The following is an 18,681-nucleotide window of genomic DNA, read 5'->3' on the forward strand; positions in this document are numbered from 1 at the left end:
GTCACGCCCCTTCGTCAGCTCTGTCAGACGGTCGTGTTGTCCTCATCCGGCAGCGGAGTGCCGGTCGGGGTCACGTCGGTCGGGATGTCCTGCACCGGCGGGGGCGTGCGCTTCACCGACGACAGCAGCAGCTGCGCGACGTCGATGACCTCGACGTGCTCACCGGCCAGGCCGTCGGCCTTGCGCGCGGTCACTCCGTCGGTGAGCATCACGCGGCAGAACGGGCAGCCGGTCGCGATCTTCGACGGGGCCGTCCCGAGCGCCTCGTCCACGCGCTCGACGTTGATCCGCTTGCCGACCCGCTCCTCCATCCACATCCGCGCGCCACCCGCGCCACAGCACATCGCGCGGTCGGAGTTTCGCGGCATCTCGCGAAGGTTCGCGCCCGCGGCGCCGACCAGCTCACGCGGCGCCTCGTAGATCTTGTTGTGGCGGCCGATGTAGCACGGGTCGTGGTAGGTGACGTCCTCGGCGACCGGGGCGATCGGCACCAGGCGACGCTCCCGCACGAGCCGGTTGAGTAGCTGCGTGTGGTGGACGACCTCGTACTGCCCGCCGAGCTCCGGGTACTCGTTCGCCAGGGTGTTGAAACAGTGCGCACAGGTCACGACGACCTTGCGCTTGCCCTTCTCGCGGCCCTCGAACACCGAGTTGATGACCTCGACGTTCTGCTGGGCCAGCATCTGGAACAGGAACTCGTTGCCCGCGCGGCGGGCCGGGTCGCCCGTGCAGGTCTCCTCCGAGCCGAGCACGACGTACTTCACCTCGGCCATGTGCAGCAGCTCGGCGACGGCCTGGGTGGTCTTCTTCGCGCGGTCTTCGAACGCGCCCGCGCAGCCGACCCAGAACAGGTACTCGGTCTCCGGGGCGAGTTCTCCGTCAAAGACCGGCACCTCGAAGTCGAGCGCCTCGGTCCAGGCGAGCCGGTCCTTGGCGTTCTGGCCCCACGGGTTGCCCTTGTTCTCCAGGTTCTTGAACATGCCGCCCAGCTCGGACGGGAAGTTCGACTCGATGAGCACCTGGTAGCGGCGCATGTCGACGATGTGGTCGACGTGCTCGATGTCCACCGGGCACTGCTCGACGCACGCGCCGCAGGTGGTGCAGGACCACAGCACCTCGGGGTCGATGACGCCGAGCTCGTCGACGCCGCCGATCAGCGGGCGCTCGGCCTCGGCCAGCGCGAGGACGTCGACGTTCGAGTGGTCGGTCAGGCCGATCTCGTCGCCCGCCATGTCCTTCTTGCCGCCCGCGAGCAGGTACGGCGCCTTGGCGTAGGCGTGGTCGCGCAGCTGGGTGATCAGCAGCTTCGGGGACAGCGGCTTGCCGGTGTTCCACGCGGGGCACTGCGACTGGCAGCGGCCGCACTCGGTGCAGGTGGTGAAGTCGAGCCAGCCCTTCCAGGAGAAGTCCTCGACCTTGCCCGCGCCGAACGCGTCGACCTCGGGGTCGGCTTCCTCCAGGTCGAGCACCTTGCCGCCGGACATCATCGGCTTCATCGCGCCGAGGGCGACGCCGCCGTCGGCCTCACGCTTGAAGTAGATGTTGAAGAACGCGCTGAAGCGGTGCCACGCGACACCCATGGTCATGTACTTCGCGACCACGTAGACCCAGACCATCGCGCCCATGAGCTTGACGAACGCCAGGGCGGAGATCAGGTTCGGGCTCGCGGGCAGCAGGTCGCCGATCGGGTTGGTGACGAACGCGGCCCACAGCGGCACCTCGTGCGCGCCCAGCGCCGCCTTCGCCGCGCGGACGCCGAGGATGCCGATGCCCTCGAAGATCACCACGGCTTCGACGAAGTACGCCTGCCAGAAGTTGGAGCCCTGGAAGCGGGACTGGCGGTCGGCACGGCGCGGGTGGTTGAGCTGGCGGATGATCACCAGCGCGAAGCCGCCGAGGATGGTGCCGATGCCGAGCAGTTCCATCAGGAGGTGCCAGAGGCTGATGTTGTCGAGGATCGGCCAGCCCCAGGTCGGCACGAACACCTCGCCGTAGGCTTCGAACAGGGCTGCGGAGCCGATGAGGAAGCCCCACATCACCAGCCAGTGGGCCAGGCCGACATGCCGGAACTTGTTCATCCGGGTGTGGGCGGCGAACTCGATGAACATGTTCTTCATGCGCGGCACGAACGGGCCGTTGCGCGTGGCGTCCGGCTGTCCGAGGCGGACGATTCGCACCATCAGCGCGACGGTGCGGACGAACATGCTCCAGGCCACGAGGCTGATCGCGACGGCGACAAGACCCAGTGTCAACTGCACGGCACCCATGTGGCGGTGACCTCTCCTCGATTCCCGATCGACTCGGGACCTTAGCTGTTCTTACTCGCCGGTAACCGACTTAGCGAAGCCTAAGTCGGCCAAGTGTGGCGCACACCTCGGCAACTACCGGGACGTTTGTTCAGGTAGTTTGGCGGAATGCATCCGCTCATCTTGCTCGCCGTGGCGATCGTCGGCGAGGTGACGGCGACCATCTCCCTCAAGATCTCGGACGGTTTTACAAAACTGTTCCCCTCGGTTGTCGTGATCGTCGGATACGGCGTGGCGTTCACCGCGCTGGCCCGGCTGCTCAAGCAGGGGTTCCCGGTCGGCGTCGCCTACGCGATCTGGGCGGCGGTCGGCGTCGCGGCCGTCGCGGTCATCGGCGCGCTGTTCCTGCACGAGCCCTTCAACCTGACGATGGGCCTCGGCCTCACGATGGTCATCGGCGGCGTGCTGCTGCTCGAACTCGGGCGCACGCACTGACCCGCTCCTACCGCAGGGTCGACGGCCGCAAGGCGCGCGGTGACCGGCGGCGCACGGAGATCGTCGAGGCGACCCTGCGGGTCATCGAGGCCGAGGGCGTCATCGGCGTGAGCCACCGGTCGGTCGCGCGCGAGGCGGGCGTGCCCCCGGCGTCGATCACCTACCACTTCGCCGGTCTCGACGACCTGCTCGTGGGCACCCTGACCTGGTCGGCGGAGAGCATGGCGGCGGAGGCCCGCGACCTCATCGAGTCGAGCCGGATCAAGGGCAGCAACCCGGCCGCCGCGGTCGCCGAGATGCTGGCCTTCGCCGTCGGCCCGCGGCGCGGGCGCACGATGGCCGAGTACGAGCTGTACCTGCTCGCCGCCCGCCGTCCCGAGCTGCGCCCGGCCGCCCGGATGTGGCTCGACGTCCTCACGAGCCTCGCCCGACACCCTGACGAAGTCGGCTTCCGTGCCTTCCTCGCGGGCGTCGACGGGATGCTCATGCAGGGCCTCATCGACGACGAGCCGCCCACCGCGGCCGAGCTGCTGCCGGTGGTGGAGCACCTGCTCGCTCCGTTGCGCTGAGGCCCGAACGCCAGGTCCTAAGACCAAAGTCCGATGCCCGCTCCTCGAAGGGCTGATGTGGACCTGCCGCCGACTGCCTAGCGTTGATCACGGGCTCGGTTGACCCTGAGATCGGGCTCCAGGGGTAGGGATAACCCCCGGGTCGATTCGGGGGCATTCCTGATACCCGGGCCGGACGCTGATCAATAGCGTTCTCCCCAGTCGAGGGCACGAGGTTGAGGGGGACGGGATGGCGCGCAAGACGTTGTTGCAGGGGGTGTTCGCCGTGGGGGTGGCGGGCGCGGTGCTGCTGTCGGGGGCCTGCGGAATGGTCACCAAGCAGTACGCGGACAACGAGGCCGTGGGCCAGGCCATCCGCTCGGTCCTCGTGGCCAACGACTCGGGGGCCGTCAAGATCCGGACGGGCGGGACCACCAGGGTCCACCGCCAGGTGCACCACAACTCCGACCGGCCGGGCGCCACGCACCGGGTCGACGGGGCCGTGCTGATCCTGGAGTCCTGCCCGGTCCGGAACTGCTGGGTCGACTACGACGTGGTCGTCCCGGAGGGGGTGACGGTCCGCGGCAAGATCGAATCGGGGGATGTCGAGATCGAGGGGGCCGAGTCGGTCAACGTGTCCGCCGGGTCGGGGGACGTGACGGTGCGCAAGGTGTCGGGGAAGGTGACGGTGGCGGCCGACTCGGGTCGGGTCGAGTTGGTCGACATCGGTGACAACGTCGCCGTGGATGTCTCCTCGGGCAGCGTCAAGGCGGTCGGGCTGGGGGGCTCGGCCGACATCGGGACGTCGTCGGGGAGCATCGAGGTGGCGCTGGTCGAGGTGGGGAACGTCCGGGCCCGGGCGGACAGCGGCCAGATCCAGGTCGCCGTCCCACAGGGGAGATACCGCGTCGAAGCGGTAGTGGACAGCGGCGACCTGGACAACGGCATCGGCAGCGATGTCGAAGCCGCCAACTCGGTCGACATCCAGGCCGACAGCGGCGACGTCTCGATCCGGTACACCTGAGCCGCTTCGTGGGGAACACACGCACCACCGCCATGTCCGTGGCGGTGGTGCACCCGCGTGTGGGGCGCGGCTTCGCGAGGTGGCGGTCACATCGGGAACACGGCGGCCGACCCGCTCGTTGGGCCTGCAGGAAGGTTGAGCGAGCACGGCTCAAGTCTGGAAACTGAGTCAGGTACGCTCAACTCTAGAGAACGCACCACAGCTACTGCAGGAGGAAACACCATGGCGCGAGCGGTCGGCATCGACCTGGGGACGACCAACTCCGTCGTCGCCGTCCTTGAGGGCGGTGAACCGACGGTTATCGCCAACTCGGAGGGCTCCCGGACGACCCCTTCCATCGTCGCGTTCGCCAAGAACGGTGAGGTGCTGGTCGGCCAGCCCGCCAAGAACCAGGCCGTGACGAACGTCGACCGGACGGTCCGTTCGATCAAGCGGCACATGGGCGAGGACTGGCGGACCGCCGAGATCGACGGCAAGGCCTACACCGCGCAGGAGATCTCCGCGCGCGTGCTGATGAAGCTCAAGCGTGACGCCGAGTCCTACCTGGGCGAGACGATCACCGACGCGGTGATCACCGTCCCCGCGTACTTCGAGGACGCGCAGCGGCAGGCCACCAAGGAAGCCGGGCAGATCGCCGGCCTCAACGTGCTCCGCATCGTCAACGAGCCCACCGCGGCCGCCCTGGCCTACGGCCTGGACAAGGGCGCCAAGGAGCAGACCATCCTGGTCTTCGACCTCGGTGGCGGCACGTTCGACGTCTCGCTGCTCGAGATCGGCGACGGCGTCGTCGAGGTCCGCGCGACCTCCGGCGACAACCACCTCGGCGGCGACGACTGGGACCAGCGCATCGTCGACTGGCTGGTCGAGAAGTTCAAGGCGAGCAACGGCATCGACCTGACCAAGGACAAGATGGCGCTGCAGCGCATCCGCGAGGCCGCGGAGAAGGCGAAGATCGAGCTGTCCAGCTCGAACAGCGCCAACATCAACCTGCCCTACATCACCGTCGACTCCGACAAGAACCCGATGTTCCTGGACGAGAACCTGACCAGGGCCGAGTTCCAGCGCATCACCTCCGACCTGCTCGACCGCACCCGGGCGCCGTTCAACAACGTCGTCAAGGACGCGGGCGTCTCCGTCGGCGAGATCGACCACGTGGTGCTCGTGGGTGGCTCCACCCGCATGCCCGCCGTGGCCGAGCTGGTCAAGGAGCTGACCGGCGGCCGCGAGGCCAACAAGGGCGTCAACCCGGACGAGGTCGTCGCCGTCGGCGCCGCGCTGCAGGCCGGTGTGCTCAAGGGCGAGGTCAAGGACGTCCTGCTGCTCGACGTCACGCCGCTCTCGCTGGGCATCGAGACCAAGGGCGGGGTGTTCACCAAGCTCATCGAGCGCAACACCACCATCCCGACCAAGCGCTCGGAGATCTTCTCCACCGCCGACGACAACCAGACCACCGTGGGCATCCAGGTGTTCCAGGGTGAGCGCGACTTCGCCGCGGACAACAAGAAGCTCGGCACCTTCGACCTGACCGGCCTGCCGCCCGCCCCCCGTGGCGTGCCGCAGATCGAGGTCACCTTCGACATCGACGCGAACGGCATCGTGCACGTCGGCGCGAAGGACCTCGGCACCGGCAAGGAGCAGTCGATGACCATCACCGGCGGCTCCGCGCTGCCGAAGGAAGACATAGACCGCATGGTCAAGGACGCCGAGGCCCACGCGGAAGAGGACAAGACGCGCCGCGAGGAGGCCGAGGTCCGCAACCAGGCCGAGACGCTCGTCTACCAGACGGAGAAGTTCGTCAAGGACAACGACGAGAAGATCCCGGCCGAGGCCAAGGAGAAGGTCAACGCCGCCATCGCGGAGGCCAACACCGCGCTCGCGGGCACCGACATCCCGGCCATCAAGGCCGCGATGGAGAAGCTCGCGACCGAGTCGCAGGCCATGGGCTCGGCCCTCTACGCCAACACCGGCGCGGACGCGGCGGCGGGCGACGGCTCGACCGAGGCTCCCAAGCCAGACACAGCCGACGCGGCCGACGACGTCGTCGACGCCGAGATCGTGGACGAGGACAAGGAGAAGAAGTGACCGATCAGCACAGCTCTGACGGCGAGGAGCCGCAGGTCGTGGTGCGTGATCGGCGGCGGATCGACCCGGAGACCGGGCAGATCCGCACAGCCGCGGACGCCGCCGCCTCAGGCGCCCACGCGGCGCCCGAGCCCGAGCCCGTCCAGGTCGACGAGCTCGACCCGGCCGCGGAGTTCAAGGCGCAGCTCGACGAGCGCACCGCCGACCTGCAGCGCCTGCAGGCCGAGTACGCCAACTACCGCAAGCGCGTCGACCGCGACCGCGAGGTCGTCGCGACCGCGGCCAAGGCGCAGGTGGTCAACGAGATGCTGTCGGTCCTCGACGACATCGAGCGGGCCGACGCCCACGGCGACCTGACCGGCGCGTTCAAGGCGGTGGCCGAGAAGCTGGCGGCCGCGCTGCAGAAGTCGGGCCTCGAACCGTTCGGCCACGAGGGCGAGCCGTTCGACCCGTCGGTGCACGAAGCCGTCCAGCACAACACGTCCCCGGACGTGGCGGGCCCGACGGTCACCGGCGTCCTGCGCCGCGGCTACCGCTTCGGCGACCGGACCCTGCGCGCAGCGCTGGTCGCGGTCACCGACGCCGAAGCCGGACCGATCATCATCGACCAACCGGTCGACGAACAGAACTGAGCGAAAGGAGGAGACGTCCGATGAGCGCTAGGGACTGGATCGACAAGGACTTCTATCGCGAGCTTGGCGTCTCCTCCGACGCCAGTGACGCGGAAATCAAGAAGGCGTACCGAAAGCTCGCCCGCGAGCTGCATCCGGACGCCAACCCGGGCAACACCGACGCCGAGGCCAAGTTCAAGTCGGTGTCGGAGGCCTACGGTGTCGTCGGCGACCCGGACAAGCGCAAGCAGTACGACGAGGCCCGGTCGATGTTCGGCTCCAGCGGCTTCCGCCCCGGCGGTTTCGGCGGCGGTGGCGGCGGGTTCGACTTCGACTTCGGCGGCCAGTCCGGCCAGGCCGGTTTCGGTGGCGGCGGCTTCAGCGACCTGCTCGGCAACCTGTTCGGCCGCACCCGCGCCGGCGCCACCGCGGCGGGCAACCGCCCCCGGCGCGGCGCCGACGTGGAGACCGAGGTCCGCATCGACTTCGTCGAAGCGGTCAAGGGCGCCACTGTCCCTTTGCGACTGTCCAGCCCGTCCACCTGCGACACGTGCCACGGCTCGGGTGCCCGCCCCGGCAGCACCCCCAAGGTCTGCGTCACCTGCGGTGGCGTCGGCCTGGTGAGTCGCAGCCAGGGCGCCTTCGCCTTCAGCGAGCCGTGCCGCGACTGCCGCGGCACCGGCCGCACCATCGACGACCCCTGCCCCGACTGCGGCGGCGAGGGGGTCAGCACCAAGACCCGAACCCTCACCGTGCGAGTCCCCGCGGGTGTGGAGGACGACCAGCGCATCCGCCTGGCAGGCCAGGGCGAACCGGGCCGCCAAGGCGCCGCGGCGGGCGACCTGTACGTCCGCGTGCATGTCACCCCACACGCTGTTTTCGGCCGCAACGGCAATGACCTCACCTTGAAGGTGCCGGTCACCTACCCCGAGCTGGCCCTCGGCACGACATTGACGGTCCCCACCCTGGACGCACCGGTCTCGCTGCGGGTCACCCCCGGCACCACCCCGGGCCGGGTCCTGCGTGTGCGGGGCAAGGGTGTGGTGAAGCGGGACGGCCAGGCAGGAGACCTGCTGGTCACCCTCGCCGTCACGGTCCCACCCACCCTCGACGACGCCGCCAAGTCCGCCCTCGAGGCGTACGCCGCGGCCACCAACGCGCACGACCCGCGCCCGGAGCTGACGGCGATGGTGCAGAAGGCGAGGGAGTCATGAACCCCTTCCCGCCGGGTGCCGATGAGGACACCCCGGTCTTCGTGATCTCGGTGGCGGCACAGCTATCAGGCCTGCACGCCCAAACCCTGCGCGGCTACGACCGCCAGGGCCTCGTCTCCCCAGGCCGAACCTCCGGCGGCGGCCGCCGCTACTCGATGCGCGACATCGCCCTGCTCCGCGAGGTTCAACGACTGTCCCAAGAGGACGGCGTGAACCTCGCGGGTATCAAGCGCATCATCGAGTTGGAAAACGAAGTGGACGCCCTGCGCGACCGCATCTCGGAACTGACCCAGGAACTGGCCTCCGCCTACGCAGCCGCGGAACAGGCAGCCGCCGCCATCCACAAGTCCTACCGGAACGACTTGGTGCCGGTGCGCCAGCAGACGGCCCTGGTGGTCTGGCGCCCCCAACCCCGCCGCTGATCCCCACCCGAAAGCAAGGAATGGCCAGCCCACGAAGGCCTCACGAAGGCATGGGGCAGAGCTGAAACGGCCAAAGCCGGCCAAAAGCCGCCGAAGCAGAATCAGTCGACAGTAAACGGATCATAAGTGATCCGATCCAACGGAGTCCCAGCCACGAGCATCCGAGAAACAGTCGCCCGAATCATTCCCGGCGACCCGGACACCAGCACGTCCCGATCCCCCCAAGCCCCATACCGGGTCACCACGTCAGCCAAAGTCCCTTGCTCTGTCCCAGGAATCCCGGCTTCCTCCACCACCGGCACCACGGTCAGCCAAGGATTCACCGCGGCGATGCTCTGCAACGCGGGAACGACATAGAGGTCTTCCGCGACCCGCCCGCCGATGAACAGGTGGACGTGCGGGTTCTCCCCCCACTGCGACAGGTTGTCGATGATCGCCCGCATCGGCGACACCCCAGTCCCGCCCGCGACCATCAGCACGTCGCGCGAGTACTCGCGGGAAACGCCGATCCGTCCCATCGGCGGGCCCATTTTCCACGTGTCGCCCACGTTCGCGTGCGCCACGATCGACCGGCTGACCCAGCCGCCTTCGACGCCGCGGATGTGGAAGTCGATGGTTCCGTCGGCCCTCGGCGCGTTGGCCGGGGTCAGGTACCGCCATAACCGGGGTCGCTGCGGGACTTCGACGCTGACGTACTGCCCTGGCAGGTACGGCACTGGGTAGTGCGGCCGGACCCGCACGATCGCGATCTCCCAGCCGATCCGCTCGTGCGAGATGACCTCGGCGGGCCAGTACGCGGGTCCCTCGTCGCCGGCGGCCGCGTCGAGCATGGAGCGGGCCATGATCGTGTATGCCTCGGCCCAGGCGCGTTCGACGTCGTCGGTCCAGGCGGGGCCGGCGAACTTCTTGACCGACGAGATCAACGCCATCCCGACGGCTTCGTAGTGCGTGCTGATGACACCGAACTTGCGGTGGTCGCGCCCGAGTTGCCGCAGGAACGGCACCAGGTCGTCGGGTCGGTCGACCATCTGCACGACGTGCACCAGGGCCCGGAGCAGGCGGGACCGCTGGACCTGCATGTTGGCGGGGAACATCTCGCGGGCCGACGGCTCGATGGTGAAGAGCATCCCGTAGAAGAACTGTGCGACCTCTTCGGCGTGGGGCTCCACGACCGCGAAGCTCTCCCGGACCAGCCGCACCATCGTCGACACGGCGGTGGGCGAGTCGGTCCGAGGCTGTGAGCTCGGGATGGGGCTCACCAGGGCGTTGGCTGTCATGATCGGGGGGTGACTCCACCTCTCGGGCGCCGGTTGAGCGTGGCAACACGGTACTAGAGCTACATCCCCCGACGGAGTGTTCAGCGTAGTCCGATTCCATGAAAGAGCCGCGAAGATCACCCTAAGGTGTGCCGTATCCTCACGTTTGGTGATCAAAGATCCGCCTAATGGGCGACATCGGCCTCGCGGATGTCGCATTCGGATGATCCTCGTGAAACGGTGGCGCCGTGTGGCACGACCTCGCGTTCATGGCTGCCGACCTCTGCGCTTCGCACGGTCCGTTGGACGATCGGGCCGCTGAGTTCATCGGCGGGGCAGGCATGGCCTACATCGCCACCGCCGACGCCGACGGCGGCTGCGCCGAGGTGGTCCGGCAGGGCCCGCCCGGTTTCATCCGGGTGATCGACGACCGCAGGCTCGCCTACCCCGAGGCCGAACCATTGCCCGACGGCGCGCGCGTCGGGATCCTGTTGATCGACCTCGGGCCGGCAGGCCGAGGGCTGCATGTCAACGGTCGGGCCCACTCGGTCGCGCGGGATGATCTTCCGGCCGAGGTCACGGGCCCGGAGCGGTGGGTGCTCGTCGACGTCGACGAGACCTATGTTCACGAGCGAGCGACCGGGCGATAACGTTCCGCGACCTGACCGGGACGAAAGGCCGCACGTGACCGAGAACGCGCGCGAACAGGCGGCACAGGCGCTCGAGTCCGAACTGTCGAAGTTGTTCGGTCGCGCACGCAGCGTGTCGCTCACGCTGGCGGCCAAGGTGCACCCCGGCCTCGACGGCGCTTCCTACGCCCTTCTCTTGCACCTCAACGACATCGGCGCGGTGCGGGCGGCGGACGTCGTCGAGCGCACGGGCCTCGACAAGTCCACCGTCAGCAGGCAGATCGCCCGGCTGACCGAGTTGGGCCTGATCGAGCGGGTGCCCGATCCGTCCGACGGCCGGGCCCGGCTCGTCCAGCTGACCGAGACCGGTTCGGAGCGGCTGGCGAAGGTGCGCAACGACCGCTGGCAGAAGCTGCGGGCCATGTTCGGCAAGTGGTCCACCGACGACCTGAGCGAGTTCTCGCGCCTCCTCGGCAAGCTGAACGCCGACCTGTGATCAGCTCCACTTTTCGGTGACCTCGTCGACACCCGACGTTTCCGCTGCGTACAGCCGGTTTGGTCGCCACAGCGTGATCGTCGCCACCGAGATACCACCCACTTGGCGGCTTCCCTTATGCGCCCTGGTCTATTCGTGGACGAAACCCACAGCCGCCTGTGGATAGCCTCCTGGGCTTTGTGGATAACCGGGCATCGGGTGTGGACAGCGCCGTTGCGACGGGTGGGTGACCTGCTGGTCCCCTGTTCGGCGACCCAAAGACGGGGCCGTTTCGGCATGACCGGAAGTGGCCCACGCCCTAAGGTTGAGTGGAACTGACTCAAGTTTTCGCGCGTTGGACCAGGTGACTGGCGAACGTACGACCCGAGGTGGCAGATGGACGCGTTCAATCCGACGACCAAGACCCAGCAGGCGATCTCCGCGGCGGCGCAGGCCGCCTCGACGGCGGGCAACCCCGACATCCGCCCGGTGCACCTGCTCAGCGCGCTGCTCGCGCAGAGCGACGGGCTCACCGCCCCCCTGCTCACCGCCGTCGGAGCCGATCCCGAGACCGTCCGCAAGGAGCTGGAGCCGCTGCACCGCGCCCTGCCTTCGGCGACCGGTGCGACCGTGTCCTCCCCGCAGCTCGCCCAGCAGGCGCTGCGGGCGATCACGCACGCGCAGAAGCTCGCCACCGAGATGGGCGACGAGTACGTCTCCACCGAACACCTGCTGGTCGGGCTCGCGGCCGAGGGCGGCGACGTCGCCGAGGTCCTCAAGCGCCACGGTGCAGGCGCGGACGCGCTGCGGGAGGCGTTCGCCAAGGTGCGCGGGTCCGCGCGGGTGTCGAGCCCTGACCCGGAGGGCACCTACCAGGCGCTGGAGAAGTACGGCCTCGACCTGACCGAGCGTGCCCGCAAGGGCGAGCTCGACCCGGTGATCGGCCGCGACGCCGAGATCCGCCGGGTCGTGCAGGTGCTGTCCCGCCGCACCAAGAACAACCCGGTCCTCATCGGCGAGCCCGGCGTCGGCAAGACCGCGATCGTCGAGGGCCTCGCCCAGCGGATCATCGCCGGTGACGTGCCGGAATCGCTGCGCGGCAAGCGAGTCGTCGGCCTCGACCTCGGCTCGATGGTCGCGGGCGCGAAGTTCCGCGGCGAGTTCGAGGAGCGGCTCAAGGCCGTCCTCAAGGAGATCACCGAGTCCGCAGGCCAGGTGATCACCTTCATCGACGAGCTGCACACCATCGTCGGCGCGGGCGCGACCGGCGAGGGCGCGATGGACGCGGGCAACATGATCAAGCCGATGCTCGCCCGCGGCGAGCTGCGCATGGTCGGCGCGACCACCCTCGACGAGTACCGCCAGCACATCGAGAAGGACCCGGCACTGGAGCGCAGGTTCCAGCAGGTTCTGGTCGGCGAGCCGTCAGTCGAGGACACGATCGGCATCCTGCGCGGCCTCAAGGAGCGCTACGAGGTCCACCACGGTGTCCGCATCACCGACACCGCGCTGGTCGCCGCCGCCACCCTGTCCGACCGCTACATCACCGCCCGCTTCCTGCCGGACAAGGCGATCGACCTGGTCGACGAGGCCGCGTCCCGGCTGCGCATGGAGATCGACTCCCGCCCGGTCGAGATCGACGGCGTCGAGCGCGCGGTCCGCCGGTTGGAGATCGAGGAGATGGCACTGTCCAAAGAGGACGACGCCGCCTCCCGTGAGCGCCTCGCCGCCCTGCGGGCCGAGCTGGCTGAGAAGCGCGAAGACCTGGCCGGTCTGACCGCCCGCTGGCAGAACGAGAAGGGCTCGCTGGACCGCGTCCGCGAACTGAAGGAGCAGCTGGAGTCGCTGCGCGGCGAGTCCGAGCGCGCCGAGCGCGACGGCGACCTCGGCCGGGCCGCGGAGTTGCGCTACGGCCGGATTCCGGCGCTGGAGAAGGAACTCGACGCCGCGACCGAGGCCACCGCCACCCAGCCGGGCGAGCAGGTGATGCTCAAAGAGGAAGTCGGCCCCGACGACGTCGCCGAGGTCGTCTCCGCGTGGACCGGCATCCCCGCGGGCCGGATGCTCGAAGGCGAGACGCACAAGCTGCTGCGCATGGAGGACGCGCTCGCCTCGCGGGTCGTCGGCCAGGCCGAGGCCGTGCGCGCCGTCTCCGACTCGGTCCGCCGCGCCCGCGCGGGAGTGTCGGACCCGGACCGGCCGACCGGCTCGTTCCTGTTCCTGGGCCCGACCGGTGTCGGCAAGACCGAGCTGGCCAAGGCGCTCGCGGAGTTCCTGTTCGACGACGAGCGGGCGATGATCCGCATCGACATGAGCGAGTACTCCGAGAAGCACTCGGTGGCCCGCCTGGTCGGCGCCCCGCCCGGCTACGTCGGGTACGACCAGGGCGGCCAGCTCACCGAGTCGGTCCGCCGCCGCCCGTACAGCGTCGTGCTGCTCGACGAGGTGGAGAAGGCCCACCCGGACGTCTTCGACGTGCTCCTGCAGGTCCTCGACGACGGCAGGCTCACCGACGGCCAGGGCCGCACGGTCGACTTCCGCAACACGATCCTGGTGCTGACGTCGAACCTCGGTTCGCAGATCATCGCCGACGCCAACCTCGACGAGCTGCACCGCAAGGACGCGGTGATGTCGGTGGTGCAGCGGCACTTCAAGCCGGAGTTCCTCAACCGGCTCGACGACATCGTGGTGTTCCACTCGCTGGCCACCGAGGAGCTGACGTCGATCGTCGACATCCAGGTCGCGAAGCTGGGCCGCCGACTCGCCCAGCGCAGGCTGACCCTCGACGTCACCTTGGCGGCGCGCGAGTGGTTGGCGCTCAACGGTTTCGACCCGGTCTACGGCGCCCGGCCGCTGCGCAGGCTGGTGTCCTCGGCGATCGGCGACCAGCTGGCGAAGGCCCTGCTGTCCGGCGACATCCGCGACGGCGACACCGTGCGGGTGGACATCGCCGACGACAACACCGCTCTCACTGTCGGTCGCGCCGACTGACGGCACGACGAAGGGCCGCCTCGGTACGGGTCGGCCGCGCACACGTCAGCCGACACTCGTCCGAACATCCGTTGCCTCCTAGTGGATTGCGGGGTTCTTGACGGCGCTCGCGATGGCGGCGCCGAACGCGGCCATGCCCTTGGCGTTGGGGTGCAGCGGCGCCGCCAGGCTGGTCGGGATCAGACCTTCGAGGTAGCGCTCCCACGGCGCCGCGCAGGTGTCGTGCCCGACGGACACGGCCGCGAGGTCGACGAACGTGGCGCCGCGGGAGGCGGCCTGGTCGCGCAGGGCGGCGCTGAGCTTGTCCACCGACGCCTGGATGTAGTTCGCGTCGCGGGCCCAGATCGGCTGGAGGGGGTAGCAGCCGTTGCGCTGGACATAGGTGCCGTAGCCGGCGACGACGATCTTCGCCTTCGGGGCCTTCGCCCGGATCGCGTCGAGCGCCTGCCCGATCTGCGGCGCCCACGCGGCGATGGCCGTGCCGAGTGAGTCCTTGCCGCCCGAGTTGAGCCTGTCCGCGCAGGAGATGCCGAACGGCTCCGGGAACAGGTTGACGCAGCCGAGTGCCGCCTGGACCAGGCCGATGTCGTTGCCGCCGATGGTGAGCGTGACCAGGTCGGTGCCCGAGTTCAGCGCGTCGTACTGCGGTGGGACGAAGCCGAACTGGCGGCCGGTGAAGTCGGTGATCTTCGCCCCGGAGCACGACACGTCGGTCAGCCGGGCGCCGAGCGCCTTCGCGGCGACGGCCGGGTAGTTGTTGTCCGAGCGCAGGCAGGCGAGGTTGATGTCCTGGTTCGGGATGAGCGGTCCGGCGGCCGCCGAGTCGCCGAGGGCGACGTAGTCGATCGTGTCGTCCGCGACCGCGGGCATGCCCACGGCGAGGGTGGCGGCGGTGACCGCCAGCGCCAGACTGAGCCGTCGCACCAGCATTGGGTGCTCCATTCTTGGTTACTAGCGAGTAATCTGCTGGTCACATGGTGGAGGACACAATCCCTGGTGGGCGCTGGGAGATTGGCCCAAAGTTTCGGAGGAAACTTGTGACCGATCACAACCGAATCGTCTTCGGTGGCACGCCGCTGCATCTGCGGCTGAACTCCCAGCTGCCCGAACTGACCGCGTTCGTGATCAAGCGGCTGGTCGAGGAGCTCGACGTCTACAAGCAGCTGCCCGCCGAGGAGCTGTCCGGCGACATCGCCCGGATCATCGAGCAGGCGGTCCGGATGTTCCTGAAAGTCCTGCGCACCGGGACGCTGCCCGAGGCGACGGACCTGGCGATCGTGCGCGAGTCGGCGGCCCGCCGCGCCGAGGAAGGACTGCCGATCGACGCCGTGATCGGCGCGTACCACGTCGGCGCCCAGGCCTGCTTCGAGTTCGTCGAGCCCGATGTCACCCCCGATGAGCTGCAGTCGGTGTTCGAGGCGCACCGGCTGCTGTTCAACTACCTGCGCCTGACCACCGGCGCCGTCGCCGCCGGCTACCTCAGCGAGCGCCAGTCGATGTTCGGCGACGAGCACGGCGCCCGCCAGACCCTGCTGGCGACCCTGCTCGACGACGGGCAGCCCGCCGACATCCCGGGCGCCCGGCTGCCCGAGAGCTACTTCGTGATCAGCCTGTCGGTCGGCAAGCATCCCGACGAGACCATCGCGGGCGTCGATCCCGGCGTGGCCGCCCGGCGCAAGCTGCGCAGACTCCGCACGGAACTCGACCGCCGGTCCCGCGAGCCGGTGCTGTCGATGCTCTCGGTCGACGGCGGGCTGGCCCTGATCCCGCACAACACCCCGCCCGCCTCGGTCTCCAAGGAGGACTGGGCGTGGCTCGACATGCTCGCCAAGGCGCTGACCAAGGTCGCGGGCGCGCCCGTCGTGGCCGGAGTTGTCGCCGCGCAGCCGACGGGCGTGTCCGCCGCGGCCCGGCTCGCGGGCGAGCTTCGTGACGTCGCCCTGATTTACGCGAAGCCCGTGGGCGTCTACCGACTCGCCGACCTCCTCCTCGAATACCAGCTCACTCGCCCCAGCCCGGCCCGCGACCACCTCGCGTCGCTGCTCGCGCCTGTCGCGGACAAACCGGACCTCCTGCCGACCCTGCGGGTGTTCCTCGATTCGGGTCTCAACCGCCGCCAGACCGCGACCCAGCTGCGGGTTCACCCCAACACGGTCGACTATCGGCTGCGCAAGATCGCCGGCCTGACCGGGCTGCAAGTGGCCCGGCACGAGGACCTGTTGTCGATCCGCGCGGCGCTGTCCGCGCTCGACGCCACCAACGTGCGCGGTTAATCGCAAGCCACGCCACCCGTGATCTTGAACCCGAGCGCCTGACGACTACGCTGCAAGTCGTGGGCATACCCGCGTGGGTCTGGTTCGTCATCGCCGCGGTCGCGTTCGTCGCGGGCGGCCTGTTCTTGCTGCGCGATCGCGCTCGTCTCACCTCGAGAAACCGCGAACGCCGACGCTGGGCGGCGCTGCGCGGCTGGCAGTTCGCCGAGACCGACCACGTCCTGCCGAGCAAGTGGAGCGGCGGCGCCATCGCCTACTACGGCGAGGGCGTGGCCCGTGACGTCGTCACCGGCTCGACGTTCACCGCCGACGGCAGGCGCCGGGTCTACGTCTTCGACCTGGAGATGGGCGGCCGGGTCAACACGGTCATCGTGGCCGTCCAGTGCCGCCGGGTGCACCCGGTCGTGGTCGAGCTGTGGATCCCCAGCACCCCGTTCCAGCGTGAGCACATGCCGGAGCTGCTCGGCCCGGTCGGCCAGCGCTACGCCTTCGTCTCCGACATCGCCGGCGCCCGCGCGCTGATCACCCCGGATCTCGTCGACGCCACCGAGGAGATCGGCCCGGACATCGCCGTCGCGTGGATCGAGGACGGCTGGGTCCTGGCCGCCGCCGCGCCCAACTCCAGCCCGTCGCGGCTGGAGCGGCTGCTGCGTGGCATCGGCGAGATCGCCGACGTCGTCGACCCGTTCGACGCCGAGACCGACTCCGCGCCCGGTCTGCACAGCGTCCGCCAGATCGACGACAACAGCTGAGCCTCCCAAATCACCATTACCACCCAGTAGGTTGATCGCATGCCTACCGCGCTCATCACCGGTGCCACCGCGGGCATCGGCGCCGCATTCGCCCGCAACCTCGCCAAGGCCGGCTACGATCTGGTGCTCGTGGCCCGCAACACCGAGCGCCTCAAGGCGACGGCGGCCGAGCTGACCGCCGCCCACGGCGTCCAGGCCCAGGTCATGACCGCGGACCTGGCCACGACCCGGGCGCGCAAGCGGGTCGAGGAACGCCTCGCCGACGAGTCCCGGCCGATCGACCTGCTGGTCAACAACGCGGGTTACGGCACCGCCACCCCGTTCGCCGAGGCCGAGGCCGACGTCCTGCAGTCGCAGCTCGACGTCAACGTCACCACGGTCATGCGGCTCACCCACGCGGCGCTGCCCGGCATGATCGCCCGCGGCCACGGTGGCGTGATCAACGTGTCCAGCGTCGCCGGGTTCTTCCCCTTCACCGGCCCGGCCTACTCGGCCACGAAGGCGTACGTGACCGCGCTGTCGGAGGGGCTGGCGTCGACACTCGCGGGCACCGGCGTCCGGGTCGTGGCGCTGTGCCCCGGCTACACCCACACCGAGTTCCACCAGCGGGTCGGCGAGGACGTCTCGGCCATCCCGGAGTTCCTCTGGCTCGACGCCGACCGGGTCGCCGCCGACTGCCTCGACGACCTGGCGTCCGGGCGTTCGAGGTCCATCCCCGGTCTTCAGTACAAGGCGCTGATCGGAGTGGCCAAGGTCCTGCCGCGCGGCCTGCTGCGCGTCTTGCAGAAGCGCGCCGCCAAGGGCCGCACCCGCGGTTAGGCTCAGGCCATGACGAACCCGCAGCCCGGCTGGTACCCGGACAACCCAGGGTCGAACCTCCTGCGCTGGTGGGACGGCACCCAGTGGACCAGCCAGACCCAGCCCGCCCAGCAGCAGGCGCGCAGCGACGCGAGTGCCTGGGAGCTGTCGCTGGAGGGCGCCCACGACCCGAACCGGATCAAGGAGCAGCAGCGCAAGGCCGGGGTCGGGCAGGTGGGCCAAGGTGGCGGGACGCTGTTCACCGAGCCGGTGCTGGTGGTGAACCAGAAGGTCAAGCTGATCGAGATGGCCAGCGAGTACTCGGTCTTCGACCAGCACGGGCGCCCGGTCGGGTTCGTCGCGCAGGTCGGGCAGAGCACCCTCAAGAAGGTCGTGCGGTTCCTCGGTGAGTACGACCAGTTCTTCACCCACCGCTTCGAGGTCCGCGATGCCGACCACCAGCCGTTGCTCGCGCTGACCCGGCCGCGCAAGGTGTTCAAGTCGCGGATGATCGTGGAGCGGCCCGACGGGCAGCCGGTGGGCGAGATCGTCCAGGACAACGTCTTCGGCAAAATCCGCTTCTCGTTCATGGTCAACGGCCGGCAGATCGGCGGCATCCAGGCGGAGAACTGGCGGGCGTGGAACTTCGCCGTGCTCGACCACAGCGGCGCCGAGGTCGCGCGGATCACCAAGACGTTCGAGGGCTTCGCCAAGACCCTGTTCACCAACGCCGACAACTACGTCCTGCAGATCCACCGCCCGCTCCAAGACCCCCTGATCAGCATGGTCGTGGCGTCCGCGCTCACCGTCGACACGGCGTTGAAGCAGGACAGCCGGGGCCTCGGCTAGACCACGTGAGAGACTG

17 protein-coding genes are annotated in these 18,681 nt (G+C 69.2%); 14 read left to right on the forward strand and 3 right to left on the reverse strand.

All coding sequences use genetic code 11. From position 1 onward, the window contains the following. Positions 1-23: 23 nt before the first annotated feature. Positions 24-2,267: a (Fe-S)-binding protein gene (locus ACRDSQ_RS03100; RefSeq protein ID WP_431418558.1), complete on the reverse strand. Its 2,244-nt coding sequence runs from the start codon at positions 2,265-2,267 to the stop codon at positions 24-26. 147 nt (positions 2,268-2,414) lie between these two features. Here ACRDSQ_RS03100 and ACRDSQ_RS03105 point away from each other — a divergent pair, with 147 nt between their 5' ends. The 7 genes from ACRDSQ_RS03105 to ACRDSQ_RS03135 all read left to right on the forward strand — a co-directional run bounded on the left by ACRDSQ_RS03105 (position 2,415) and on the right by ACRDSQ_RS03135 (position 8,642). Beyond that, positions 2,415-2,741 (forward strand): DMT family transporter, encoded by a 327-nt coding sequence (locus ACRDSQ_RS03105; protein ID WP_091376555.1) that lies wholly within the window; start codon positions 2,415-2,417, stop codon positions 2,739-2,741. Continuing rightward, on the forward strand, positions 2,738-3,310 hold the full coding sequence (locus ACRDSQ_RS03110; RefSeq protein WP_431418613.1) for a TetR/AcrR family transcriptional regulator: 573 nt from the start codon (positions 2,738-2,740) through the stop codon (positions 3,308-3,310). The genes ACRDSQ_RS03105 and ACRDSQ_RS03110 overlap by 4 nt, the downstream gene beginning before the upstream one ends. Before the next feature lie 229 nt (positions 3,311-3,539). Continuing rightward, positions 3,540-4,313 (forward strand): DUF4097 family beta strand repeat-containing protein, encoded by a 774-nt coding sequence (locus ACRDSQ_RS03115; RefSeq protein ID WP_431418561.1) that lies wholly within the window; start codon positions 3,540-3,542, stop codon positions 4,311-4,313. A 222-nt stretch (positions 4,314-4,535) separates the two neighbouring features. Beyond that, positions 4,536-6,395 carry a molecular chaperone DnaK gene (gene dnaK / locus ACRDSQ_RS03120; protein ID WP_431418563.1) on the forward strand — a complete coding sequence of 620 codons (1,860 nt, stop codon included), beginning with the start codon at positions 4,536-4,538 and terminating at the stop codon, positions 6,393-6,395. Beyond that, positions 6,392-7,027: a nucleotide exchange factor GrpE gene (gene grpE, locus ACRDSQ_RS03125; protein ID WP_431418566.1), complete on the forward strand. Its 636-nt coding sequence runs from the start codon at positions 6,392-6,394 to the stop codon at positions 7,025-7,027. Before dnaK ends, grpE begins: the two co-directional genes overlap by 4 nt. 20 nt (positions 7,028-7,047) lie before the next feature. Next, positions 7,048-8,220 (forward strand): molecular chaperone DnaJ, encoded by a 1,173-nt coding sequence (gene dnaJ / locus ACRDSQ_RS03130; RefSeq protein ID WP_431418568.1) that lies wholly within the window; start codon positions 7,048-7,050, stop codon positions 8,218-8,220. Next, positions 8,217-8,642: a heat shock protein transcriptional repressor HspR gene (locus ACRDSQ_RS03135; RefSeq protein WP_431418570.1), complete on the forward strand. Its 426-nt coding sequence runs from the start codon at positions 8,217-8,219 to the stop codon at positions 8,640-8,642. The genes dnaJ and ACRDSQ_RS03135 overlap by 4 nt, the downstream gene beginning before the upstream one ends. 101 nt (positions 8,643-8,743) lie before the next feature. Here ACRDSQ_RS03135 and ACRDSQ_RS03140 read toward each other — a convergent pair whose 3' ends face one another. Further along, complete coding sequence (locus tag ACRDSQ_RS03140) at positions 8,744-9,844, reverse strand: FAD-binding oxidoreductase (protein ID WP_431418615.1); 1,101 nt, start codon at positions 9,842-9,844, stop codon at positions 8,744-8,746. Positions 9,845-10,146: 302 nt separating this feature from the next. Between ACRDSQ_RS03140 and ACRDSQ_RS03145 the strand changes: the two genes are divergently transcribed. The 3 genes from ACRDSQ_RS03145 (at position 10,147) to clpB (ending at position 13,993) form a co-directional block, all read left to right on the forward strand. Further along, positions 10,147-10,548, forward strand: a complete 402-nt coding sequence (locus ACRDSQ_RS03145) for a pyridoxamine 5'-phosphate oxidase family protein (protein ID WP_431418571.1) — start codon at positions 10,147-10,149, stop codon at positions 10,546-10,548. Between the two features lie 34 nt (positions 10,549-10,582). After that, positions 10,583-11,023 carry a MarR family winged helix-turn-helix transcriptional regulator gene (locus ACRDSQ_RS03150; protein WP_228769952.1) on the forward strand — a complete coding sequence of 147 codons (441 nt, stop codon included), beginning with the start codon at positions 10,583-10,585 and terminating at the stop codon, positions 11,021-11,023. 375 nt (positions 11,024-11,398) lie between these two features. Beyond that, entirely contained in the window at positions 11,399-13,993 is a 2,595-nt protein-coding gene (gene clpB, locus ACRDSQ_RS03155; protein ID WP_431418574.1) for an ATP-dependent chaperone ClpB, read from the forward strand. Positions 13,994-14,071: 78 nt separating this feature from the next. Here clpB and ACRDSQ_RS03160 read toward each other — a convergent pair whose 3' ends face one another. Further along, positions 14,072-14,923: an SGNH/GDSL hydrolase family protein gene (locus ACRDSQ_RS03160; protein ID WP_431418576.1), complete on the reverse strand. Its 852-nt coding sequence runs from the start codon at positions 14,921-14,923 to the stop codon at positions 14,072-14,074. A gap of 107 nt (positions 14,924-15,030) precedes the next feature. Between ACRDSQ_RS03160 and ACRDSQ_RS03165 the strand changes: the two genes are divergently transcribed. The 4 genes from ACRDSQ_RS03165 to ACRDSQ_RS03180 are packed head-to-tail and all read left to right on the forward strand — an operon-like array spanning position 15,031 to position 18,665. Further along, positions 15,031-16,266 (forward strand): PucR family transcriptional regulator, encoded by a 1,236-nt coding sequence (locus ACRDSQ_RS03165; RefSeq protein WP_431418578.1) that lies wholly within the window; start codon positions 15,031-15,033, stop codon positions 16,264-16,266. 59 nt (positions 16,267-16,325) lie between these two features. Then, a complete protein-coding gene (locus ACRDSQ_RS03170; RefSeq protein WP_431418579.1) occupies positions 16,326-17,018 on the forward strand; it encodes a hypothetical protein in 693 nt (230 codons plus the stop codon). A 39-nt stretch (positions 17,019-17,057) separates the two neighbouring features. Then, positions 17,058-17,837 carry an SDR family NAD(P)-dependent oxidoreductase gene (locus ACRDSQ_RS03175; protein WP_431418581.1) on the forward strand — a complete coding sequence of 260 codons (780 nt, stop codon included), beginning with the start codon at positions 17,058-17,060 and terminating at the stop codon, positions 17,835-17,837. 9 nt (positions 17,838-17,846) lie between these two features. Further along, positions 17,847-18,665: a phospholipid scramblase-related protein gene (locus tag ACRDSQ_RS03180; protein WP_431418583.1), complete on the forward strand. Its 819-nt coding sequence runs from the start codon at positions 17,847-17,849 to the stop codon at positions 18,663-18,665. Positions 18,666-18,681: the final 16 nt, after the last annotated feature.

This window comes from Actinokineospora sp. (assembly GCF_050699995.1).
In the GTDB taxonomy this organism is placed as follows: domain Bacteria; phylum Actinomycetota; class Actinomycetes; order Mycobacteriales; family Pseudonocardiaceae; genus Actinokineospora.

Excerpts from the sequence above, each read along its gene's own strand:
- dnaJ (WP_431418568.1), top strand. The coding sequence starts at position 7,048 with ATGAGCGCTAGGGACTGGATCGACAAGGACTTCTATCGCGAGCTTGGC.
- ACRDSQ_RS03115 (WP_431418561.1), top strand. The coding sequence starts at position 3,540 with ATGGCGCGCAAGACGTTGTTGCAGGGGGTGTTCGCCGTGGGGGTGGCG.
- ACRDSQ_RS03175 (WP_431418581.1), top strand. The coding sequence starts at position 17,058 with ATGCCTACCGCGCTCATCACCGGTGCCACCGCGGGCATCGGCGCCGCA.
- ACRDSQ_RS03105 (WP_091376555.1), top strand. The coding sequence starts at position 2,415 with ATGCATCCGCTCATCTTGCTCGCCGTGGCGATCGTCGGCGAGGTGACG.
- ACRDSQ_RS03100 (WP_431418558.1), bottom strand. The coding sequence starts at position 2,267 with ATGGGTGCCGTGCAGTTGACACTGGGTCTTGTCGCCGTCGCGATCAGC.
- clpB (WP_431418574.1), top strand. The coding sequence starts at position 11,399 with ATGGACGCGTTCAATCCGACGACCAAGACCCAGCAGGCGATCTCCGCG.
- ACRDSQ_RS03160 (WP_431418576.1), bottom strand. The coding sequence starts at position 14,923 with ATGCTGGTGCGACGGCTCAGTCTGGCGCTGGCGGTCACCGCCGCCACC.
- ACRDSQ_RS03140 (WP_431418615.1), bottom strand. The coding sequence starts at position 9,844 with ATGGTGCGGCTGGTCCGGGAGAGCTTCGCGGTCGTGGAGCCCCACGCC.
- dnaK (WP_431418563.1), top strand. The coding sequence starts at position 4,536 with ATGGCGCGAGCGGTCGGCATCGACCTGGGGACGACCAACTCCGTCGTC.
- ACRDSQ_RS03135 (WP_431418570.1), top strand. The coding sequence starts at position 8,217 with ATGAACCCCTTCCCGCCGGGTGCCGATGAGGACACCCCGGTCTTCGTG.
- ACRDSQ_RS03180 (WP_431418583.1), top strand. The coding sequence starts at position 17,847 with ATGACGAACCCGCAGCCCGGCTGGTACCCGGACAACCCAGGGTCGAAC.